The sequence below is a fragment of the Nocardioides iriomotensis genome (genome assembly GCF_004168035.1).
GTDB classification, from domain to species: domain Bacteria; phylum Actinomycetota; class Actinomycetes; order Propionibacteriales; family Nocardioidaceae; genus Nocardioides_B; species Nocardioides_B iriomotensis.
On record NZ_SDPU01000009.1, the window covers coordinates 59,530 to 77,853 of the forward strand.

11 protein-coding genes are annotated in these 18,324 nt (G+C 67.1%); 8 read left to right on the forward strand and 3 right to left on the reverse strand.

The features are described from left to right. Window positions 1–195: 195 nt before the first annotated feature. Window positions 196–1,797: a hypothetical protein gene (locus tag ETU37_RS02215; RefSeq protein WP_129985247.1), complete on the reverse strand. Its 1,602-nt coding sequence runs from the start codon at window positions 1,795–1,797 to the stop codon at window positions 196–198. 377 nt (window positions 1,798–2,174) lie between these two features. Here ETU37_RS02215 and ETU37_RS02220 point away from each other — a divergent pair, with 377 nt between their 5' ends. From ETU37_RS02220 to ETU37_RS02250, 7 genes are all read left to right on the forward strand, one after another. After that, on the forward strand, window positions 2,175–3,791 hold the full coding sequence (locus ETU37_RS02220; RefSeq protein ID WP_129985248.1) for a hypothetical protein: 1,617 nt from the start codon (window positions 2,175–2,177) through the stop codon (window positions 3,789–3,791). A 189-nt stretch (window positions 3,792–3,980) separates the two neighbouring features. Next, on the forward strand, window positions 3,981–4,544 hold the full coding sequence (locus ETU37_RS02225) for a hypothetical protein (protein ID WP_129985249.1): 564 nt from the start codon (window positions 3,981–3,983) through the stop codon (window positions 4,542–4,544). A 1,219-nt stretch (window positions 4,545–5,763) separates the two neighbouring features. Further along, window positions 5,764–6,210, forward strand: a complete 447-nt coding sequence (locus tag ETU37_RS02230; protein WP_206053649.1) for an acyl-CoA thioesterase — start codon at window positions 5,764–5,766, stop codon at window positions 6,208–6,210. A 219-nt stretch (window positions 6,211–6,429) separates the two neighbouring features. Next, window positions 6,430–7,449, forward strand: coding sequence for a DUF4238 domain-containing protein (locus ETU37_RS02235; RefSeq protein WP_129985250.1), 1,020 nt, complete (start codon window positions 6,430–6,432; stop codon window positions 7,447–7,449). A 530-nt stretch (window positions 7,450–7,979) separates the two neighbouring features. Continuing rightward, window positions 7,980–10,463, forward strand: a complete 2,484-nt coding sequence (locus ETU37_RS02240; RefSeq protein WP_129985251.1) for a CHAT domain-containing protein — start codon at window positions 7,980–7,982, stop codon at window positions 10,461–10,463. A gap of 3 nt (window positions 10,464–10,466) precedes the next feature. After that, window positions 10,467–11,999, forward strand: coding sequence for an esterase/lipase family protein (locus ETU37_RS02245; RefSeq protein ID WP_129985252.1), 1,533 nt, complete (start codon window positions 10,467–10,469; stop codon window positions 11,997–11,999). Next, window positions 11,999–14,395 (forward strand): CHAT domain-containing protein, encoded by a 2,397-nt coding sequence (locus tag ETU37_RS02250; protein WP_129985253.1) that lies wholly within the window; start codon window positions 11,999–12,001, stop codon window positions 14,393–14,395. The genes ETU37_RS02245 and ETU37_RS02250 overlap by 1 nt, the downstream gene beginning before the upstream one ends. 208 nt (window positions 14,396–14,603) lie before the next feature. Here ETU37_RS02250 and ETU37_RS02255 read toward each other — a convergent pair whose 3' ends face one another. Continuing rightward, window positions 14,604–16,229: a hypothetical protein gene (locus tag ETU37_RS02255; RefSeq protein WP_129985254.1), complete on the reverse strand. Its 1,626-nt coding sequence runs from the start codon at window positions 16,227–16,229 to the stop codon at window positions 14,604–14,606. A gap of 390 nt (window positions 16,230–16,619) precedes the next feature. Then, window positions 16,620–17,630 (reverse strand): carbon-nitrogen hydrolase family protein, encoded by a 1,011-nt coding sequence (locus ETU37_RS02260; RefSeq protein WP_240755485.1) that lies wholly within the window; start codon window positions 17,628–17,630, stop codon window positions 16,620–16,622. Window positions 17,631–17,746: 116 nt separating this feature from the next. Here ETU37_RS02260 and ETU37_RS02265 point away from each other — a divergent pair, with 116 nt between their 5' ends. Further along, window positions 17,747–18,235, forward strand: a complete 489-nt coding sequence (locus ETU37_RS02265) for a hypothetical protein (protein ID WP_129985255.1) — start codon at window positions 17,747–17,749, stop codon at window positions 18,233–18,235. The last annotated feature ends 89 nt before the right edge of the window (window positions 18,236–18,324 follow it).

Below are 18,324 nucleotides of genomic sequence, written 5' to 3' on the forward strand. Positions count from 1 at the left end.
TTGCGGACGTTCGTCGCGCGCCTCAACGCGGCGGAAAGACGCGCCGTCAAAACGCACTCGGAGCGGCAGATCTGGTAGCCGCCGCAAGTGACGCCAGCGCCTCACCAGACTCACCCGGACGCACGACGGCCCGGCAGCCCTCGACAGGGAGGGACCGGGCCGCCTGCCGTTACGCGCGACGCCTCACGGGGAGTGTCAGCGCCGCACGGTCACGCACCTCTGGTTCGACCAAACTGTCCAGCCGTCAGGGGTGAGCCCACGGGCCGCGTAGCATCGCTTCTCGCCGCGCGGCCTGGTCACGTCCTTGAACCGCTGTCCCTCCGGCACGGCGACGTTGCGCCATGCGCCGTACCGCTTGCCCTTGTCGACCCGCGCCCGAACCTGCCAATCGCTCGCGTACGCCCAGGTCGTGTTCCACGCGATCGTGTAGGTGCGGACCTTCTGCGTCCGGTTCACCGGCCGTGTCATCTTCGAAACCTGCCTCGGTGCGTCAAACATGAACGCGTAGACGCCGCGCGCGTCACCCACGATCGTGGTCAGGTCGCCGTTGGGCTGCGCGGTGCCGAGCGCGTTGTGCTCGATCGTGGATGCCTGCGGCGCCGGGGCCGCCAGGCTCTGCCAGCGCGTCCAGCTGGACTTGCCCGCGGGCAGGTGCTTCACCTTCAACGGCGACCAGCGGCCCGTGAGTGGCTGCGCCAGGACCGTGATGGTGCCCGCCGGCGACACCGTGACCTTGGTCTCGGTCGACCGCGTGCCGCCGATGAACGTCGGCCGCTCGAGGTACTTGCCCTGCGGCCGGTCGGCCTGCCACACGATCGTCCCGGCGCCCGCTGCGGTGTCTTCCCGCCAGTAGACGGTGAGGTCGCCGCGGCCGTCGATGACCGCCGTCGGCGTCGCATTCGACGGGTGCAGCACCCTCTTCTCCCCAACCGTCCAGACGCCGGGGTTGGTCACATCCGGGGTCGTGAGGTCGTACATCGTCACGCCGTCGGAGCCCGCCCCGATCAGGGACTGGACACCCGGCGCCCGGTGCACGATGTCGATGCCGGAGAGCATCGGGACGGACTGTGGGTCGGTCCAGGTCGTGCCCGTGCCGTCGGCGGTCGGAACCTGCTTGCGCAGCACGAGGCTCTGTCCGTCGGCGGAGGGGTTGACTGCCAGGACGCCGCCGCTGACTAGGAAGTAGTCGTGGTCGGTGGACGGGTCACCGTCGGCGTCGGCGTCGGTCACGTCGGTCCAGTACGCCGGGCGGGGGTCGGTGTTGCCCTTGCGGGCGGGCACGCGCTGGATGAGCCGGTCGCCGTACTCGATCAGACCTAACCCGTTGAGGCGATCGGCCGCGACCACGCGCGGCACCTCGCTGGCGACCGCGCGCGCGAGCTCGCTCGTGCTGGCGACACGACCGCGCGGTGTGTGCAGCACGCCGAACAGGGCGCCGTCCTTGACGTAGGCGCCGATTGTCCAGCCGTTCGCGTTGGTGTCGTGGCGGAACCAGTTGACGTAGGCGGGCAGGTTCTCTGGGTTGCGCCACACGCCGTCGCGGCCGCGCTCGCGGAGCCGCGCTGCGCCGGTCTCTTCGATCTCGTTGCCGTAGTCCTGGGCGAGCAGGGCCCACCGGTTGCGGGCGGTGACGAGCGTCTTGCCTGCCTCGTCGTCACCGGCGATTCGGAGTGCGCGCGTGCCGGACCAGTCGGCCTTGTCGTTGTCGCCTGCGGTGGCGGTCGGTGTGGCTGCGCCGACCAGGCCGACCGCGAGCACGGTGGTGAGTGACGCGCCGAGTAGGCGTCTTGTTCGCATGCTGAAGTCTCCCCGTGGTTGAGATTGGAAACCTTGACGTTATCGAGCAGGTCACACCTGTCACATAGGTGTCACTCTCCATCTGACGCCTTGGTCGCCCCAGGACGTCACACAGACCGTGTCTCGAGAGTTCCGCTGGAGGCAGCGGTTTGTCCACGGACAGCAGCGGCGCCGGCGTGCGACGGCGCCGAATGACACAGCCCACGAACGCCTGGAGCGCGAAGGAAGCGACTCGGCGTACGGCGAACCAGATGTTGTTCTCAGGCAAGACATCCCCAGGTCGGCGGGGCTTACACCCTGCCGCCGGGACCTCGCGAGCGCGTTTCCTGGTGCCGTATGGTGGCCAGTTCCGTGACGTCGGCTCTCGGGGGAGACACATGACTTTCAGGAAGATCATTGCCCAGGTTGCTGCTGCTGCTTGCACTCTCGCGTTGTTGGCGGTCGCGCCAGCCATCACGACACCGGGTGTGGCCGCGGAGACCAAACGGGACGGGTGGGGCGCTCAGCGGATCCTGAAGCAGGACGACCGCGACACCAGTGTGCGCGTCTCGACCGGCCGCAACGGTTGGGCGCTAGTGGCGCGACAACGTGCGACCTGCGAAGAGTGCTCGACGGTGCACGTCCTGCGTGAGCGGACACCGGGCATGGGCTGGGGAAAGCCCCGCAACGTGCCGGCTCGCGTGTCCAAGTTGGCGACCGGCAGCAACGCGAAGGGCACCACGTGGGTGGCGTACTACTCCGGCGAAGGGCTGGTGGCAACCCAGCACACGCCGCGGGGTCGCCGGCTGCGTGAGCCCGTCGTGCTGGCGCGCGGCCGGGTATCGCCGTCGTGGGAGACGACGCCGACCGTCGAGGTCGGTACCGGTGGTCGGGTCCTGGTGACCTTCGGGGAGACGTGGTATGAACGCTCGCGCGACGGGACGTGGTCCTCCTACCGGACCCCGTCCATCGATCAGCAGTTCACCTACCTACGCGGTCACGGCTTCACGCGCGCCGGCGACCTTCTCGTGTTCTTCTCGTCCTGGGGACCTTCCGCGCCGAGTTTGATGGTCTCGCGCAAGGTGGACTCGGCGGGCGCGACGTGGTCGGAGCCGACCAGGGTCGGCCCAGCCGGGACAGCCCAGCTAGCCGCCACCGCTCTGGGCGAACGGCTGGTCACGCGTGATGACACCGGGCACGCGATCCGGCTCTACCGCTACGAGTCCACCGACGCCGCGGGGCGGCCGGCGTTCACGCTGCTGCGCGAGCTGCCCCGGTCTTCCCCGGAAACGCCCGCGACGACGAGGTTCCACTCACCGGTGGTGCTAACCGATGACGACGGCACCCTGACGGTCGCCTGGCGAGAGCCGATGCCGCGCGGCGGTGTCATGGTCTTCCAGGAGGACCGCCCGAGCGGGCAGCACCTGGAATATCCGACGCTGGTGCCCGGGACCCGGTCGGTGGGCGAATGGTCACTGGTGACCGACCCGATGGGAAACCTGAGCATCTCCTACGAGGACCTCGACAATGCGCTGCCGCGTCCGGCCAGGACGCGTCACTTGCCGGCAGGCAAGTCCGCGTGGACGCGGACGCACCGGGTCATCAGCCCGAAGCCGACCGACCGCGGCGAACCGCTCGTGCTCGGTCCGCCGGCGTCCGACGGGGACATCGTCGCGGCGATGTCGGACCGCGCGGGCGTGTTGGCCTTCGACACCAGAGTCCCGGCGCCGGTGACCAAGGTGACGCGACCGGTCCGTCACCGCGTCGCGACACGCGAGTACCGGTTGGCCTGGAACACCACATGGGCAAACGGGGACCGGTGGCAGGTGCACTTCCGAACAGACAAGGCCGGCGGCTACACACGGTGGCGCCGGCTCGACATAGATCCGTCGTCCCGCTCGCAGACAGTGACGCGGCCCCGCGGAGAGAAACGTTGCTACCAAGCTCGTGCCCGCATCTCCACAAGCGGGAATTGGACCCCTTGGTCACGCGCGCGCTGCGTCACCGTGAAATGACCACCCCTTGCCCTCATCTCGAACGCTTCGCGCTGTCCTCAGGTCTCGACCCTGGGAAACTGTAGGGACGACCGCTTAGAAATGACATCGTCGCGGCGGAAAGACGCTGTGGATGTCGTGGGGCCGTCCCCGGGCAGGGAGTGCCAGTGGACCTCGCGCCGCGCGACTGGCTAGGTTCAATGAGTGCCTGTGACGAGCACCCGCTCGAAGAGAAGCAAGGTGCCGCTCAACAAGCGGCATCTTGCTCGGCTCTCGAAGATCGCGGCGGAAGATCACGAGAGTTTCTACGCTCGCCGACCGGAGTATCAGGGCCGCCTGATAGCGGTGGTGCTGGCCCAAGGGGCGGCTCTGCACTACCTGGACCGATCCAACGGAGTGAAGGACCTCGATGTCTGGTCGTTCTTCGCGCTGCCGGTCGAACAAAATCGGTTCCCTGAGGATCAGCGCAAGAAGCACGTGGACTTCGGCCCCTCAGACCTCGGCCGGCAACGGTACGAACTGAAGTTGGCGAAATCGCCTCGCCAGAAAGCACTCATGGCGCGGTGGTCGAACGAACACGTGGGCCGTCGGGTCGACTTGATGATGCGCGGACTTGCCTGTGATCCTGAGGACGACCCAGCCGACGCGATACGAACCTGGCTTGCGTCCGGCGTGAGGAAGCCAGGAAGTTCTCCATGGCATCTTCGGCAGAAGGCCGTCATCCTGGTTGACCCACCCGAGCGACGTGGTGAGGTGGTCTGGGACCCGCGGTGAGCCCGTCCGAGAGAGCGGCGGAATGACTCAGGACCGCCAGAGCACCGGCACTCGGGTCGGCGTTCGTGACCTGCGCTTTGCACTCAGCATCGAGCTTTACTGCGACGACTGTCGGGGGCTCAGGTCTCGAAGATCGCTCGAGCCATGAGCAGGAATCCCACCCCGGCCACGAACAGGGCTAATGACCATCCGACGATCAAGTACAGGTCTCGCCTGGTCATACGCCGAGGCTACCTACCGAGGAGCCGCAGCTGAGCTGTCCGGGCGGTATCACCGAGCAGCAAGCCCGGCACGCGGCGGAAAGGCGCGGGTGCTCTTCGCGCATCAGCTGTTGGCGGCATCCCACCAGATGCTAACCAGGATGTCCCATCCAAGAGATTCGTCGAGCGATCGGTGCAGACCCAGCTGGACGATCCGATCATCGTTAGGCATGAACGGACGCCGAGGGTCCGGCTCGCCCAGCAGCGGGCCCAATGAGTCGACGGCCGGTTTCCAGAGAGTGGACCAGTTGCGGCCTGAGCTCACGTGAAACTCGAGATCCATGCTGATTGCGCCAGCTAGCGAGATCCTGGCGCCGCCGCCACGCACGCGGCGCGAACCTGTTCTTTCCAGGCCCTGGTACTTGCGGAGGCCGTCGTTCGGACCTTCATGTCGGGTTCTCGAGGACTGGGCGTGCGTTCCGCTGGGCCAACGATCAGCGCCGAGCTGGCCGCGTGGGTCTTGGCGCCGAACACGGCATCGAACCTCGCGGCTCCAAGGCGGCGTGCAATCGGGAAAAGGTAGTTGTCCAGATCCCCGCCCCCCGAAGTTAGGGACTTCGTGTCGGGCAACCCGACTTGCAGGGCGAGGGCCAGATGTCCCACCTCGGGAACCAGTTCGACAAGGGTCTCGACCTCGTCGAGGAAAGTAGCCAAACGGAGTTGGTCCGGATGGTCGTGGGCGTTCCAACTCTCCAGTACCGGCGCAAGCTGCAGTCGTCTGTGGGGTTCTGTGGGACGTCGATACACGACTGCAGCGTGACATGCATCGTTCGGGGACGCGCGGCTCGCGGCGCGCACCCGTGGCAACACCGCGGCGGAAAGACTCAGCTGGCGCGCCGGCCCCTTGAATCGACCGGGATTCGCCCCAAGGGGGCGGGGCGCGCCGCGGTCCGCGATCAGCCTCAGCAAGGCGTCAGGGCCGACGCTGAGTGGACATCGCGCATCGCTAGCCTGTGCCGGTGACTGACGAAGATCGGATCGGCGAGCTGCTCGCCGACTTCCCTGTGACGGTGGAGATTCCCGTTGCATGGGGCGACATGGATGCCATGGGCCACGTGAACAACGCCGTCTACTTCCGCTACTTCGAGACCGCTCGGATCAAGTGCTTCGCGGAGCTCGGCCTGGGCTCGATCGAGCAGTCGGACGGCGTCGGACCAATTCTGCACTCGGCCAGCTGCCGGTTCCGGATCCCGCTGACTCATCCCGACACCGTGACGGTGGGCGCGCAGATCGGGGAGGTTGGCGACGACCGGTTCGTCATGCGGTACCGGGCTGTGAGCCACCAGCATGGTGCGGTCGCTGCAGACGGCGAATCGCTGATCGTCACCTTCGACTACGCCACCGGCAGCAAGGCTCAGGTGTCGGAGGATCTGGCAGCGCGTCTCCAGGACTTGTGTAAAGCCTGACCACGGCTGGGCGCAGCTCCGAAGTCGCGCCCAAGCGGCGGAGTGACGCGGGTTTCTGCGCCTTTGCTTGGACAGACAGCCGCCCGAGCGCCAGAGTCGGTGAACAGACGTGCGCCGCTCAAGTCTGAGATCGCGAATCGACCCGAACGTCCTCATCGCCAGGGGCGTGCGAGTGCCCGGTACTAGGATCGCGGACCGTTCACAGCGAGGAGCTCATGAGTGTCAGTGGCCAAGCGACACCACACCGTGCCGCAGTTCTACCTGCGTGGGTTCGCGAATGGAGAAAGGATCGCGACCGTTCGCCTGCCTGGAGATCAGCGCTTCGTGCAGTCCGTGCGCAAAGCCGCCAGCGAAACGAACTTCTACGCCGTGGCTGGCCATGAGGACGGACCGGATGTCTTCGAGAAACTGTTGTCTTCGATTGAAGGTGACGCTTCGCGGGTCTTTACCCGTATTTCCAGCGGCACTTGGCCCCTAGAACTGGAAGACCGTTGGACGCTTGCTCACTTCATTGCTGTTCAGACCGTCCGCGGACCCGAACAACGACGCAACATGGAACACCTCGCCGCGCAAGTCGCCCGAATGGAGATTGGCTACGGCGGGCGTGCGAGCGTGCGGGACTGGGTGGCACGCAATAGGGGGATCTCGATCTCAGAGGAGCAAGCGGAATCGATTTGGGACCAGGCCACGCGCCCGGAGGGACCGCCCATCAAGATAGGCGCCATCGCGCACATCGAGCAGATGGCAGAACTCTCTGAGGCGCTGCTGCCCTATGTCGCTGGGCGCCCATGGACGCTCATTCGATTCGGCAGACGCTCATTGGTCACAAGCGACACACCGGTTGGTCTTGTGCCACACAGCGATAGCCCGCCTTGGTCCGGCGTGGGCTTCGGAACCGCTTGGGGCGTCACCTTCCCGCTCACGCGGAAACTCGGCCTACTCATGAGCGACCCGATGCTCCTGGCGCAGAACGATGTACCCGTAGAGGAAGTGCACGCCGGCACCTTTGACCACGCAGAAGCCGGTACAGCCAGGATGGAGCAGTTCTTCAATCAGACCACCATCGGCTCCGCAAGCCTCTGGGTCTACCACCACCCCGACGACGAGAGCTTCGTGCCCGCTGAATTGCCAGAGCCCAACCCCGTGACCATGCGGATGGCGGGAGGACCAGCCGAGTTCACAGGAGAACCGATCTTTGGCGGGCCCGACACCAGGGATGGCCCTACTCCTGAGGAGTGATCGCGGCGGATTGACGCAGTTTTCAACGCGCGCATCGCGATAGATCAGGATGTGTGGAGAGTTCTTCCATTCGGGCGTCGACCATCCAGCAGATAAGAAACAGAGACCGGTTCCACTGAAGGGTGGGAGAAGAGCTTGGGAAGTAAACCTGGCCTATCCGCGGCTGGACGGTCATCTTGGGCTGCTCTGCTTGGACTCCAGCCCATGGGCTTGCGACCATCTGTCACAGCTACAAGTCACTATGCAGGCCACACCGCGGACGACAAATACATCGACCTCGTCCCGGATCGGGATCGTCTCCGGTGACTTTGATGATCGGCGGATCCGCATTCGCCTTGCCGGAAATGCAGTCGCTCGGACGAAGTCCAGGCAATTCAGCCGAGCCGCCGAGGTACCGACCTTGTTGCTGGTGCGGCCCCCAGTTGGTAAACGCGTACGTGACGGGGTGCCGTCGATGAGCCGTGGGCGTCACACGCACATGACTCGGTAGTGCCATTGCCGATACCACCTCATCCGCGGAGCATGAGGACATGGGGGACAACGGGGGAATTGTCGCGGCGGTGGTGTTCAACGCCGACCTGAGCGTCGACGTGGTCGGAGCGGCAATCAACGCGCTCGACCCTGCCGCCCACGTCGTTTTCGTCGACCACGACCACCGTCCTCCGCGCTTCCTGAAGTTTCAGGCAGGAATCGTTCGGCGAGCGCTTGAACGGGACGAGAACTTGTCCGACGTGCGGCACGCCCTGAATCTCGGCAGTGTGCGCGCGGCCCCGACGCTCGACGTTCTCACGACCCCTAATGGTTGGGCGAGCGCGGAGCCGGGGACGGTCGTGCTCGAGGGTCGGCAGGTGCTCGGGGTGGCGATAGCAGCCGGCGGCACGCGCGGAGTGCCTGTCACGCCCCCGCCGCCCGAACCACCGGCACCTGTGGGCTCGCCGCTGGACGCCACTGCTGGCGGCTTGGGGGCCGACGGTGGCGCTGACGACCTTGAGTATGACGAGGGACAGCCCTGGGACGGCCTCGACGGTGTCGATGTCGACGGTGACGCCGGCTGGGGCGGCAGCGGGCCAGGTGGTGGCGGTAGCGGCCGCCGCGCGGAAGGCGGTGGTGCAGACCGCGGTGGAGGTAGTCGTGGGCGCCCTGGCGGATATGGCTACACCCCCGGCGCTGGGTTACCGCGGCCCGCCCCACCCGCACCGCCCATGCCCGCTCCGATGTCCCCGCCGCCTACCGGCGGACCTGACCCCCACCCGATGCCCGCCCCGGTTGGCGACGGGAACACCGGCACGGACCGGGAACCCGAAGACCGGGCCCGGTTCCGTGCGTTCCCGAGCGCGACGGGACCCGCTGAGGTTCAAGCGGGAGAGTTATTCACCGTCAGTGTCGGCTTCACCACTCAGGCGACCTCGGCGGGGGCGAAGCCTGTTGTGCGCGCGAACGCGGCACCCGAGCTGACCTTCGAGGTTCAGGCCGATGGGTTCGGGTTCCATTTTCCCGACGGTATCCGCTTGTCGCTCACCGTCGAGCGGGACAACCCCACGACCGCCAAGGTCGCCATCAACGTCGTTGCAGACGACGTGCCAGTTCCAGTCGATCGGAGCGTCGAGGTGATGTTCTCCATTGGCGGCGGCGTTGTCGGCTTCGCCTGGTGTGACCTGACCGTGCACCCCGCTCAGCACCCGACCGCGCCAGGTCCCTCCCTTGAGCCGCCGGCGGATGCTGCTCCTTCGAAGCCGGTAGCTACCGGCAGCGGCGGCGGCACCGCCATCGGCACAGCTGGTGAACCCGCCGACCTCACCGTGACCATCCTGACCAGCCAAGGGAGCCCGGAGATTCACTGGCAGTTCCACACGCCGTATTCCGTCGATCGCCCCGATGGCCAGGTCACCAACGCATTGCCGGCTGCGAACGCGCAGGCGTTCGCTGACCAGCTGATGGGTCAGCTGCCCGCGCTCAAGGGTTCCGGCATGCTCGACAACGCAGTGCGCGGCTTGGGGCTCGACGTGTCCGGGGTGTTCCCGCTGGAGTTCTGGCACGTTCTCGCTGACGTGTGGGTACGCGTGCGGCAGGAGTCGCCGGGCCGGGTGCCGACTCTCATGTTCATCACGAGCGAACCGTTCGTGCCGTGGGAGCTCGCCTGGGTTGTCGGCGACCAGCATGTTCCGTCGAGTCTTCTGCCCGATGTTGGCTCGGAGGAGCATCGGCAGCTGGGCGTGTTGTGGTCGATCGGCCGGTGGATAACGCCGGCGCCGCAACCGATGGGTCCCGCGCGACCGGTCACACCTCCCGAGCCGACCATCGACGCCACGACGATGGCGGTCGTCATCGGTGACTACCAGGGCCCGGGCGTCGAGAAGCTCGTGCACGCCGTCGACGAGGGCAATGCGCTGACGCTGATCTACGACGCCGTCTCGGTCGGCATCGACGAGGGCGAAGTGCTCACCCTCATGGACGACCAGCTCACCCGAGACGAGGTCCCGTATCGGCCAGCGGTGGTGCACATGGCAGCGCACGGCAAGGTCGGACTGACTGCTCAGCAGTACACCGGCATCGTTCTCGGCAACAAGCGCGTCCTCGACCCGTGGGTCATCAAGGGCTCCAAGCTCGGTCGCGAGTCGCGCCCGTTCGTGTTCCTCAACGCCTGCCAGGTTGGTACCGCCAGCACGGTGTTGAACACGTACGGCGGACTCGCGGCCGCGTTCCTGGTGTCCGGCTGCCGCGGGTTCCTTGCACCGTTGTGGAACGTCGACGACGACGTGGCCCGTGACCTCAGCCTGCGGTTCTACGAGCAGGTGCTCGATGACGGAGTGAGCGTGGGCGAGGCGGTCCGACAGATGAGAGCGAGCTTCCTCACCGACCCGGACGCGACCGCATCCGCGACGCCGTTGGCGTACACGTTCTACGGCCACCCGAACCTCGTCCTGCGCCGGCCCAGGAAACGAGCAAGGCCGCAGGAAACCACCGAGCCGAAGCAGGACCCAGAGGCTCCGGAGCTCACCGACCCCAAGGAGTAGTAGATGGCTGTCCCGCTGCAACCGGTGCCTGTCCCGCTCGGCGACGGAGTCACTCTCGAGGCGCCTGGTCTCACCGGCACCGCTGAACTACAGCCCGGCCTCCTCGGCGGACGCTCCACGGACGAACCGAACGCCACCCCAGGCTTCGAGGCTGCCCTGAGGGAGCAGGATTTCTACCAGCTACACGCCGTCGAGGTGCGCTCCCAAGAGGACGCGTTCCCCACCGATGTGCTCCGCACCCGCAGCGGCGCCCCAGCAATGGTGCTGCGCGTACCGGACCTTGGCAGCACCCAGCCGCAGGTCTTGATGATGGTCGACGAAGCCGGCGTCGTAACGTGGCACCTGCCTGAAACCGAGGAAGCTCACCCCGGCCAGATCGCGTTCACCGTCGACCGGACCGTCGCGGAGAACTCTGCGCTCCCCGACGTTGAGGGTGGCGCAGTTGGCGCGGGTGGCGCCGAGACCACCGACCGTGGACTCGTCGCCAAGATCGGTTCCAAGCTCCTGACGGTGCTGGTGGTCCCAATCCTCGAGAAGGCCGTCGGCCTCGCCGGCAAGGCAGCCATCAAGGCCTACGAAGACAAGAACCGTCCCCAAGGGATGCGGTGGATGACCCCGACAGGATTCAGAACCGCCGGCAGCGACCCCGTCCATGACTGGTCCCTGCTTGCCGAAGGACGCACCCTGCTCTTCCTGCACGGAACGGCCAGCTCGAGCCACGGCGCCTTCCAAGGTCTGCCTGACGCAACCTTCCAACGGCTGCACACCGCCTACGGGGGCCGCGTCCTCGCATTCGACCACCACACTCTGTCCGCCGACCTCGACGACAACCTCACCGAACTCCTTACCCACCTGCCGACCGGGCGCCGCATCCCGGTCGACGTCATCTCCCACAGCCGCGGCGGACTCGTCGGGCGCGCCATCGCCGCCGCGATGACTAAGGGTGACGCGCCGCTGGACGTCCGCAGCCTCGTCTACGTCGCCACCCCCAACGACGGCACCCCGCTCGCTGATCCAGAGCACATCCGCGCCTACCTCGACCGCGTCACCACCATGCTCAACCTGGTCCCGGACGGACCCTGGTCCGTCGTCACAGACACCCTCTCGGGACTGCTGACCGTCATCCGGTCCCTCCTCGCCGGTGTCGTGCAGGAACTTCCCGGCCTCGCCGTGATGCGACCCGACAACCCCCGACTGAACGAGCTGCCGTTCCTCGGCAGCCTCGGGGCGACCGAGTACGCCGTCGACGTCGAGTTCGAACCAAAGGGTCGCCTCCTGCGCCTCGTCCGCGGTGTCGATGGCCTCGTTGACACCGTCTTCGACGACGAACCGAACGACATCGTGGTCCCCACCAACGGCGTCACCCGCGTCCGCAACCGCTCCGACTTCACCGTCGAACCGGCCCGGCACGTGGCGCTCGGACAGTCGGAGGCCTCGTGGCACTGCGCCATGTTCTCCCAGGCGCCCACAGGGGAGGCACTCGACAACTGGCTCGCCGCACCACTCGTCGCCGCGCCCGGCAATGGTCACGGCTGATGACAGTCCTCGAAGAGCTGTACGCCGCGTTCGCACGTGACAACGGTGACGCGCTCCTCGCCGCGCGACCACAGTTGGCAACCAGCGCGAACGCCGACGATGCCAGGGCGCACGCCGAAGCCGCGGTCGGGCACGGCGACCCCCAGACAGCGACCCTGTGGGCGCTGGTCGCGGAGAACCTGTATCACCTCATCGGCAACACCGAGGCGTCGCTCAGTGCCACCCTCCTGCGGTTCTCGGTCCTGTACGCAGCGGCGCAGAACCCGCAGCAGTACGGCCGCGTGCGAGACGCCCTTCTAAACCTGGCGGACGTGACCGAACGTGCCGGTTACCCCACCTTGAGTGCCGAAGCGCGAGTCACCGCGGCGGACTGTTCGTACTGGGCGCTCAACGCGTTGCCGTCACCCGACCCGGAGAAGGACCGGCTGGCTCACCAGCTGCTCAAGGATGTTGCGACCGCGTGGACAGGTGGGGACGTTCTTGAGTCGATGCAGTTGGAACGCCTCGGGTCCTTGAGCGTGGAGTGCCTGAACGTGTGGCTCGAACGTGTCGAGCTGCTCTACGACGAGGAACCACGAGACCTGGCTGGACGCATAGTCTTGGCTACGCACGCGTACCTGCCCCTGGACGTCTTCGATCGCCCAGACGGCGCCGAGGGCCGCTCCGTAATCGCGGCTCGTCTCGCTCGGGCTGCCGTCAGGCTCGGCCTGGACCTCACGAAGGACACCGAGAACCCGGACGGCACGCTCGTCGACCGGCTGCGCGTGGCGCTCGACCTCGCCGAGCAGGACGGCCAAGACGACGCATGGGCGATCGTCTGCCAAGCAATCCTTCAGGACGTGGGGGACGCGTTCGACCCGGGCAAGCTAACTGCACTGCGTGGACGGTTCTACCGTTCCCAGGACCATCGCGGCCGGTTCCGCAGCCGGCTAGGGCGGCTCGCGGGTGCAGCATCGTTCGATGAGCTCGTCGGTGCCGACCTCAGCAACCTCGTCGACGCCGAGGTTCCGGATGTGGAGCAGATCTTCAATCTCGCCGAGACGGCTGCCGCCCGCACGCTGCTCGACGGGCTCCACGGGCTGTTAACGACTCCTGACGATGAGCTGTGTCGAACCCTGGAGCGCGCCGCCACCGATTTTGAACAACCCGAACACGACGACCTGCTGCGCCGCGAGATGCGTCTACTGAGCGAGCTGCCGGTCGCGTCCACGGACGTTCTCGCCCAACTGGAGGACCGTTACGCCCAGCTGGACGCTGGGTTCATCGGCACCGCGGAAACGGCCGCCCTTAACGACGTGCAGGCGCTGCTGTCGCCCGGGGAGCTGATGGTGCGGTACGTGCTGCCCTACCGCTGGTCACACCCGGCCTACCGACCCGGCGTTGTTGTGGCCACGCGCGAGGACGCCGTCTTCGTGCGGCTGCCTGAGCTGGGGAGTGGCGATGTGACCGGCAAGTTCGTCATCGGCGGCCGTAGCCCGCTAGACGTCAGTCCCTTTGTCGACGCGTTGTTCGACGCGCGCGGTGCGGTCTCCGGTGTCTCAGGACGCGGTGCAGAGGCACACGAGCTTCTCACCGTGCTCGATGACTTGTTGCTAGCGCCGGTGCGCGCAACAGGTCTTGCCGAGGGCTGCGACCGCTGGGTACTCGTCCCGCAGCGGTCCTTGCATCTCGTCCCGTGGATGGCCCTGGTCGACCGCAATGGACACTGGCTGCTGGACGAAGCCAAGGTGACCGTGGCTCCTAGCGCATCAGTATGGGCAACACTGCGACAACGCGCCCGACGGTCAACTGGCAGGTTGGGATTTCTCGCAGACCCCTTGGTTGGCTACGCGGGTCTGCCGCAGCTCCCCGGAGCCATGAGCGAGATGTCCGCGGTCGCGCTGGCCTGGCGGTCGCGTGGCCTCCACGTCGAGGAGTTCCCCCAGGAAGACGCAACATACAAGGCGCTCGCGAACGCCGGCGCAGCCAGCGACGTCCTAGTCATCGCGGCGCACGGCTCGTTCCCTGGTGATGCGGCCCTCTTCGACCACCAGCTGCTGCTCTCGCCCAACCTGGAGCACCCCGGCCCCGTCACCGCCGATGCACTCAGGCGGCTGGATCTTTCTGGCGTGTCCTGCGTCGTCCTGAGCGTTTGTGACGGTGGTGCCTATCGCGTTGGCCGAGGCGATGAACCGTACGGCCTCGTCCCGGCGCTGCTGGAGGCCGGGGCGCGGTCAGTGATTGCCGCCCAATGGGCGGTGGACGACGAGCGGACGCGCGCACTGATGACGCGCACCGTGGAGTTGCTCGCTCAGGTAGATCCCGCCGAGGCACTCCAGCGCGCATGCCGAGAGCACCGCAAGACCTTGTCGAGTGAAGAGTGGACTCATGCGGCGTTCCTGAGCGTGGGCGGCTAGCGATCACCCAAACGAAATGGTCCGGATGCGGCGGAAAGATGCGCCGTCGAAACCCACTCGCATGGGCAGATCGGGTTTCTTGCCGCGCCGAGCAAGGCCGGCGCACACCGACACCTCTGCGCCCCCGACACGAGACGGCCCGGCACCTCATCCGAGTGAGGGGTGCCAGGCCGTCTGCCGCTACGAGCGACGCGCCATGGGGTGAACGTCAGCGCCGCACGGTCACGCACCTCTGCTTGGACCACTTCGTCCAGCCGCCTGGGGTCTCACCGCGCGCCTGGTAGCACCGCTTCTCGCCGCGCTTGCGGGTCACGTCCTTGAACCGCTGGCCGTCCCTGACCGCGACGGTCTTCCAGGCGCCGGACCGCTTTCCGTTGTCGACGCGGGCCCGGACCTGCCAGTCGGAGGCGTACGCCCACGTGGTGTTGAAGGCGATCGTGTAGGACGGGCCGACCTTCCGGTTCGTCGGTCGCGTCATCTTCGTGACTGCCCGCGGGGCGTCGAACGTGGTCGCGTAGACGCCGCGGCCGTCGTTGGTGACCAGCGTCAGGTCGCCGTTTCCCCGCGGCACGCCCAGCGTGGAGTCGGACCAGGAGTCGGCCGTGACCGCGGGGGCGACCGTGAGCCACTTCGTCCAGCCGGACTTTCCAGCTGCCAGGTGCTTTATGCGCGGCGACGACCAGCGGTCGGTGCGCGGCTGTGTGGCGATGGTGATCGTCCCGGACGGCGCGACCGCCCAGTGGATCTGCGAGTCGCGGGTGCCGCCGATGAACGTCGGCCGTTCGAGGTACTTGCCCTGCGGCCGGTTCTCCTGCCACAGCACCAGACCGGCGCCGTCGTCCGCGATCCTCTCGCGCCACCCGATCGTCAGGTCACCGCGGCCGTCGACCACGACTCGTGGCGCGTCGAGCGTGGTCACGCCTGCCTGCTGGGGCAGCGGGCCAGCGAGCACCCGGCGGTTGCCGGTGGCGAACGTGTCGGTCGCGTCGTCGGTCGAGAGGTCGTGCAGAACCACGCTCTGGTCGTCGGTCTGAGTGACGATCCGCTCACCCTTGGTCGTGGACGCGAAGTCCGCGAACCGCTCGTCGTCCGCGACCTTCTGCGGGTCCGACCAGTCGAGTTGCGCGCCCGGGTTCGAGCCGATGATCCCGGTCCGCTTGTCGCGGCGGGCCGCCATGAGGTCGCCGGTGCCCTGCTCGGTGTAGAAGGCGAGCATGCGGCCGTCGTTGTCGTACTCGTAGAACGGGCCGGATGCGATCGGGGCGCCCTTCGACACGTCGTACGCCGACTCCGGGTTGGCGCGCCAGCCCGCGTGCCAGCCGTCGTTGCCGGTCTGCCCGTTGACCCACTCGTAGACGTTGCCGGCGTAGCGGATCACACCGAGAAAGCCGCCGGTGCCGGACCCGCCGGTCATCACCGTGACCTTCGGCTGGACCCCGGCAGCGGCTGCGCCCAGGTCGGTGTCGCTGGCCGTCGACGCACGCGCCGGGTGCGTGAAGCCGTGAAGGCGCCCGTTGGAGACGTAGGCGCCGAACGTGTGCCCGGTGCTGCCCGTTTCGTACGTCAGGTCTGTGACAGCCGCCGGCAGATTCGCCGGGTTGCGCCACACGCCGTCATTGCTGCGTTCCCGCAGCCGCCAGGTCTGCGAGTCGTCGGCGTCGCGGCCGAGCTCGCGGGCCATGAGCGCCCACGCCGACCGTCCGGTGGCGAGTTGCAGGGCGGCCTCGTCCACGCCCGCCTTGAGCGCTCTCTTGCCGGACCAGTCGCTCCGGTCGTTGTCGCCGGCGGACGCGCTCGGTGTGGCCACGCCGACCACGCCGACGGCAAAGACCATGGCGGCGGATGCGCCGAATCGGCGTCTTGCTTGCATCGAAGGGTCTCCCCCTGAATCGAGACTCGAAAGCTCGACCTTATCGAGCGAGTCACACCCGTCACATGGGTGCCACACCCCATGTGACGCGTCGACGATGCACGAACGTCACACGGAAGGCTGACCCGGGGAGCAGGTCCCACTCACGCTGCTCAATCGCTCATCGGCTGCTATGACAGCGAATGTCTGCGCCCCGTCGCGGCGGATCGACGCAGACCGGACCGGGGGCTGGTGAGATAACTGCTAAGGCGCGGTCCGCCTGTGGGTGTGCTCGCACGGGCGGCGTCGATGACGCGGGTCGCCTCCAAACCTTGGGGCTCGACCATTACCAGGTTGCGACTCCCCGGAAGGGGGTCAGGCTTCGCCGATGACCTCGACCGGTGCCTGGCGGGCGGTGTTGACGCGAAGCTGGAACACGTCAGGTCGGTTGTAGTGGCCGACAGGGTCCATGAAACGCCGCGTCGCCGCCACCTTGTTCAGGTCGAGGTCCACGATGACGGTCTCCTCACGCTCCCGAACCGGGCCCGCGATGATCTTCCCGGTCGGGGCTACGACGACGGTGTTCCCCGGCTCGATCCAAGGCCCGGACTCTTCTACGAACTCGGCCGGGTAGAGGTCCTCGCGGTTCGGGAAATTGGCAGGGAGCATGTCGACGTGCTGCACGGGGTTCACACCTATGACGTACATGCGGTTCTCGCGCGCTAGGTGCTGCATGGTCGCGACCCACTCATCGCCCGGCGCGAGCGTCGGCGCGAGCCACACGTCAACGCCTTGCGCGTACAGGTGGAATCGGGCCAACGGCATGTAGTTCTCCCAGCAGATGAGCCCACCCAGGCGACCGAACGGGGTCGGAACGACGTTGAGGGTCGAGCCGTCGCCGAGCCCCCACACAGTGCGTTCCGACCCGGTCGGCATCAGCTTGCGGTGCCGCTCCGCTAGCTCACCCTCAGGGGAGAAGTACATGACGGTCCCGTAGATCGACGATCCCGAAGCCTCCCGCTCCTGAACGCCCACGACGAGCCAGACCCCGTACGACGACGCCACGTCGGCGAGCAGGTCACACGCCGTACTGCCCACGACGATCGCGTTGTCGTGGAGCAGCCGAAACCACTCGTCGTCGCCGTTCCAGATCGGCCGAGTGTCGATCCAGATCGGCGTACCGGGCACGAACGCCTCCGGGAACACCACGAGCTCGGCGCCCTGCGCCGCCGCTTCCGCCGTCAGCGCGCGGATCCGGTCGATGTTCGCGTCGCGGTCCATGAGCACGTACGCCGCCTGTACCGCCGCCACCCGCACAGTCCCCACCGCTGCCGCCCTCCTCAGCACTTGCTTGGCATCGTCGCCTTGGGTCGCGGGGAGGAGCAATAGCGCGAACGTGCCAGGGCCGGCCGCAAGCCGCGGCGTCCGCGTCAGGAGATCCCGAACCTGGTCGACTCTCGCGTCGACCGTGCAGCGCGCCCGTCTGTGGGCAGGAAAAATTCGTGCCGGACAACTACGAAGTCAAGGCGGCGACGCACTTCGTCCGTAGAGGTGCGCAGCACACGACGCTCGCACAGCTCAGGTCGACCGCGGCGGAATGTCGCTGCCTCGGGGGCGGCGCTTATGGCGATACTGCTGGCGTGAATGGGTGGAATCGCCTCCGCGAGGCACTGTTGAGACGCAGGCATCGCGAAGAGCTGGCTGCTCCGCTGTCCATTGCGCCCGCTTCAGGCGTCAAGCCGGCAGGCAAACCCTTGGAGCTCGGTGACCGAGCGATCGTGATTGAGGAACTTCTCGGTGGTTACGGCACTGTGGTCGCAGTACTGGCTCTGCCGGATGACGAAGTTCTCGTCGATGACTTCGCAGGTGCAACGCACTTACTGCCGAGCACGGCTGTCTATCGGCCGGCCGATGTCGGCTACTTGGACTGCGGCGACTCCCATGGCTACAAGATCGATGCCAGCGGCGAGCCGTTCGGGCAGATCCTCTAGCTGCTGACGACCTTCGTGCACACCAGTCTGCTGGGCGTACTCCGCGTCCGCTCGAACAAGGCGTCTCGACGACGCTGTGTAGGTGTCCT

What these genes read in the sequence shown, in the direction of transcription:
- ETU37_RS02245 (WP_129985252.1), top strand. Translation starts at nt 10,467, where the DNA reads ATGGCTGTCCCGCTGCAACCGGTGCCTGTCCCGCTCGGCGACGGAGTC.
- ETU37_RS02250 (WP_129985253.1), top strand. Translation starts at nt 11,999, where the DNA reads ATGACAGTCCTCGAAGAGCTGTACGCCGCGTTCGCACGTGACAACGGT.
- ETU37_RS02255 (WP_129985254.1), bottom strand. Translation starts at nt 16,229, where the DNA reads ATGGTCTTTGCCGTCGGCGTGGTCGGCGTGGCCACACCGAGCGCGTCC.
- ETU37_RS02215 (WP_129985247.1), bottom strand. Translation starts at nt 1,797, where the DNA reads ATGCGAACAAGACGCCTACTCGGCGCGTCACTCACCACCGTGCTCGCG.
- ETU37_RS02240 (WP_129985251.1), top strand. Translation starts at nt 7,980, where the DNA reads ATGGGGGACAACGGGGGAATTGTCGCGGCGGTGGTGTTCAACGCCGAC.
- ETU37_RS02220 (WP_129985248.1), top strand. Translation starts at nt 2,175, where the DNA reads ATGACTTTCAGGAAGATCATTGCCCAGGTTGCTGCTGCTGCTTGCACT.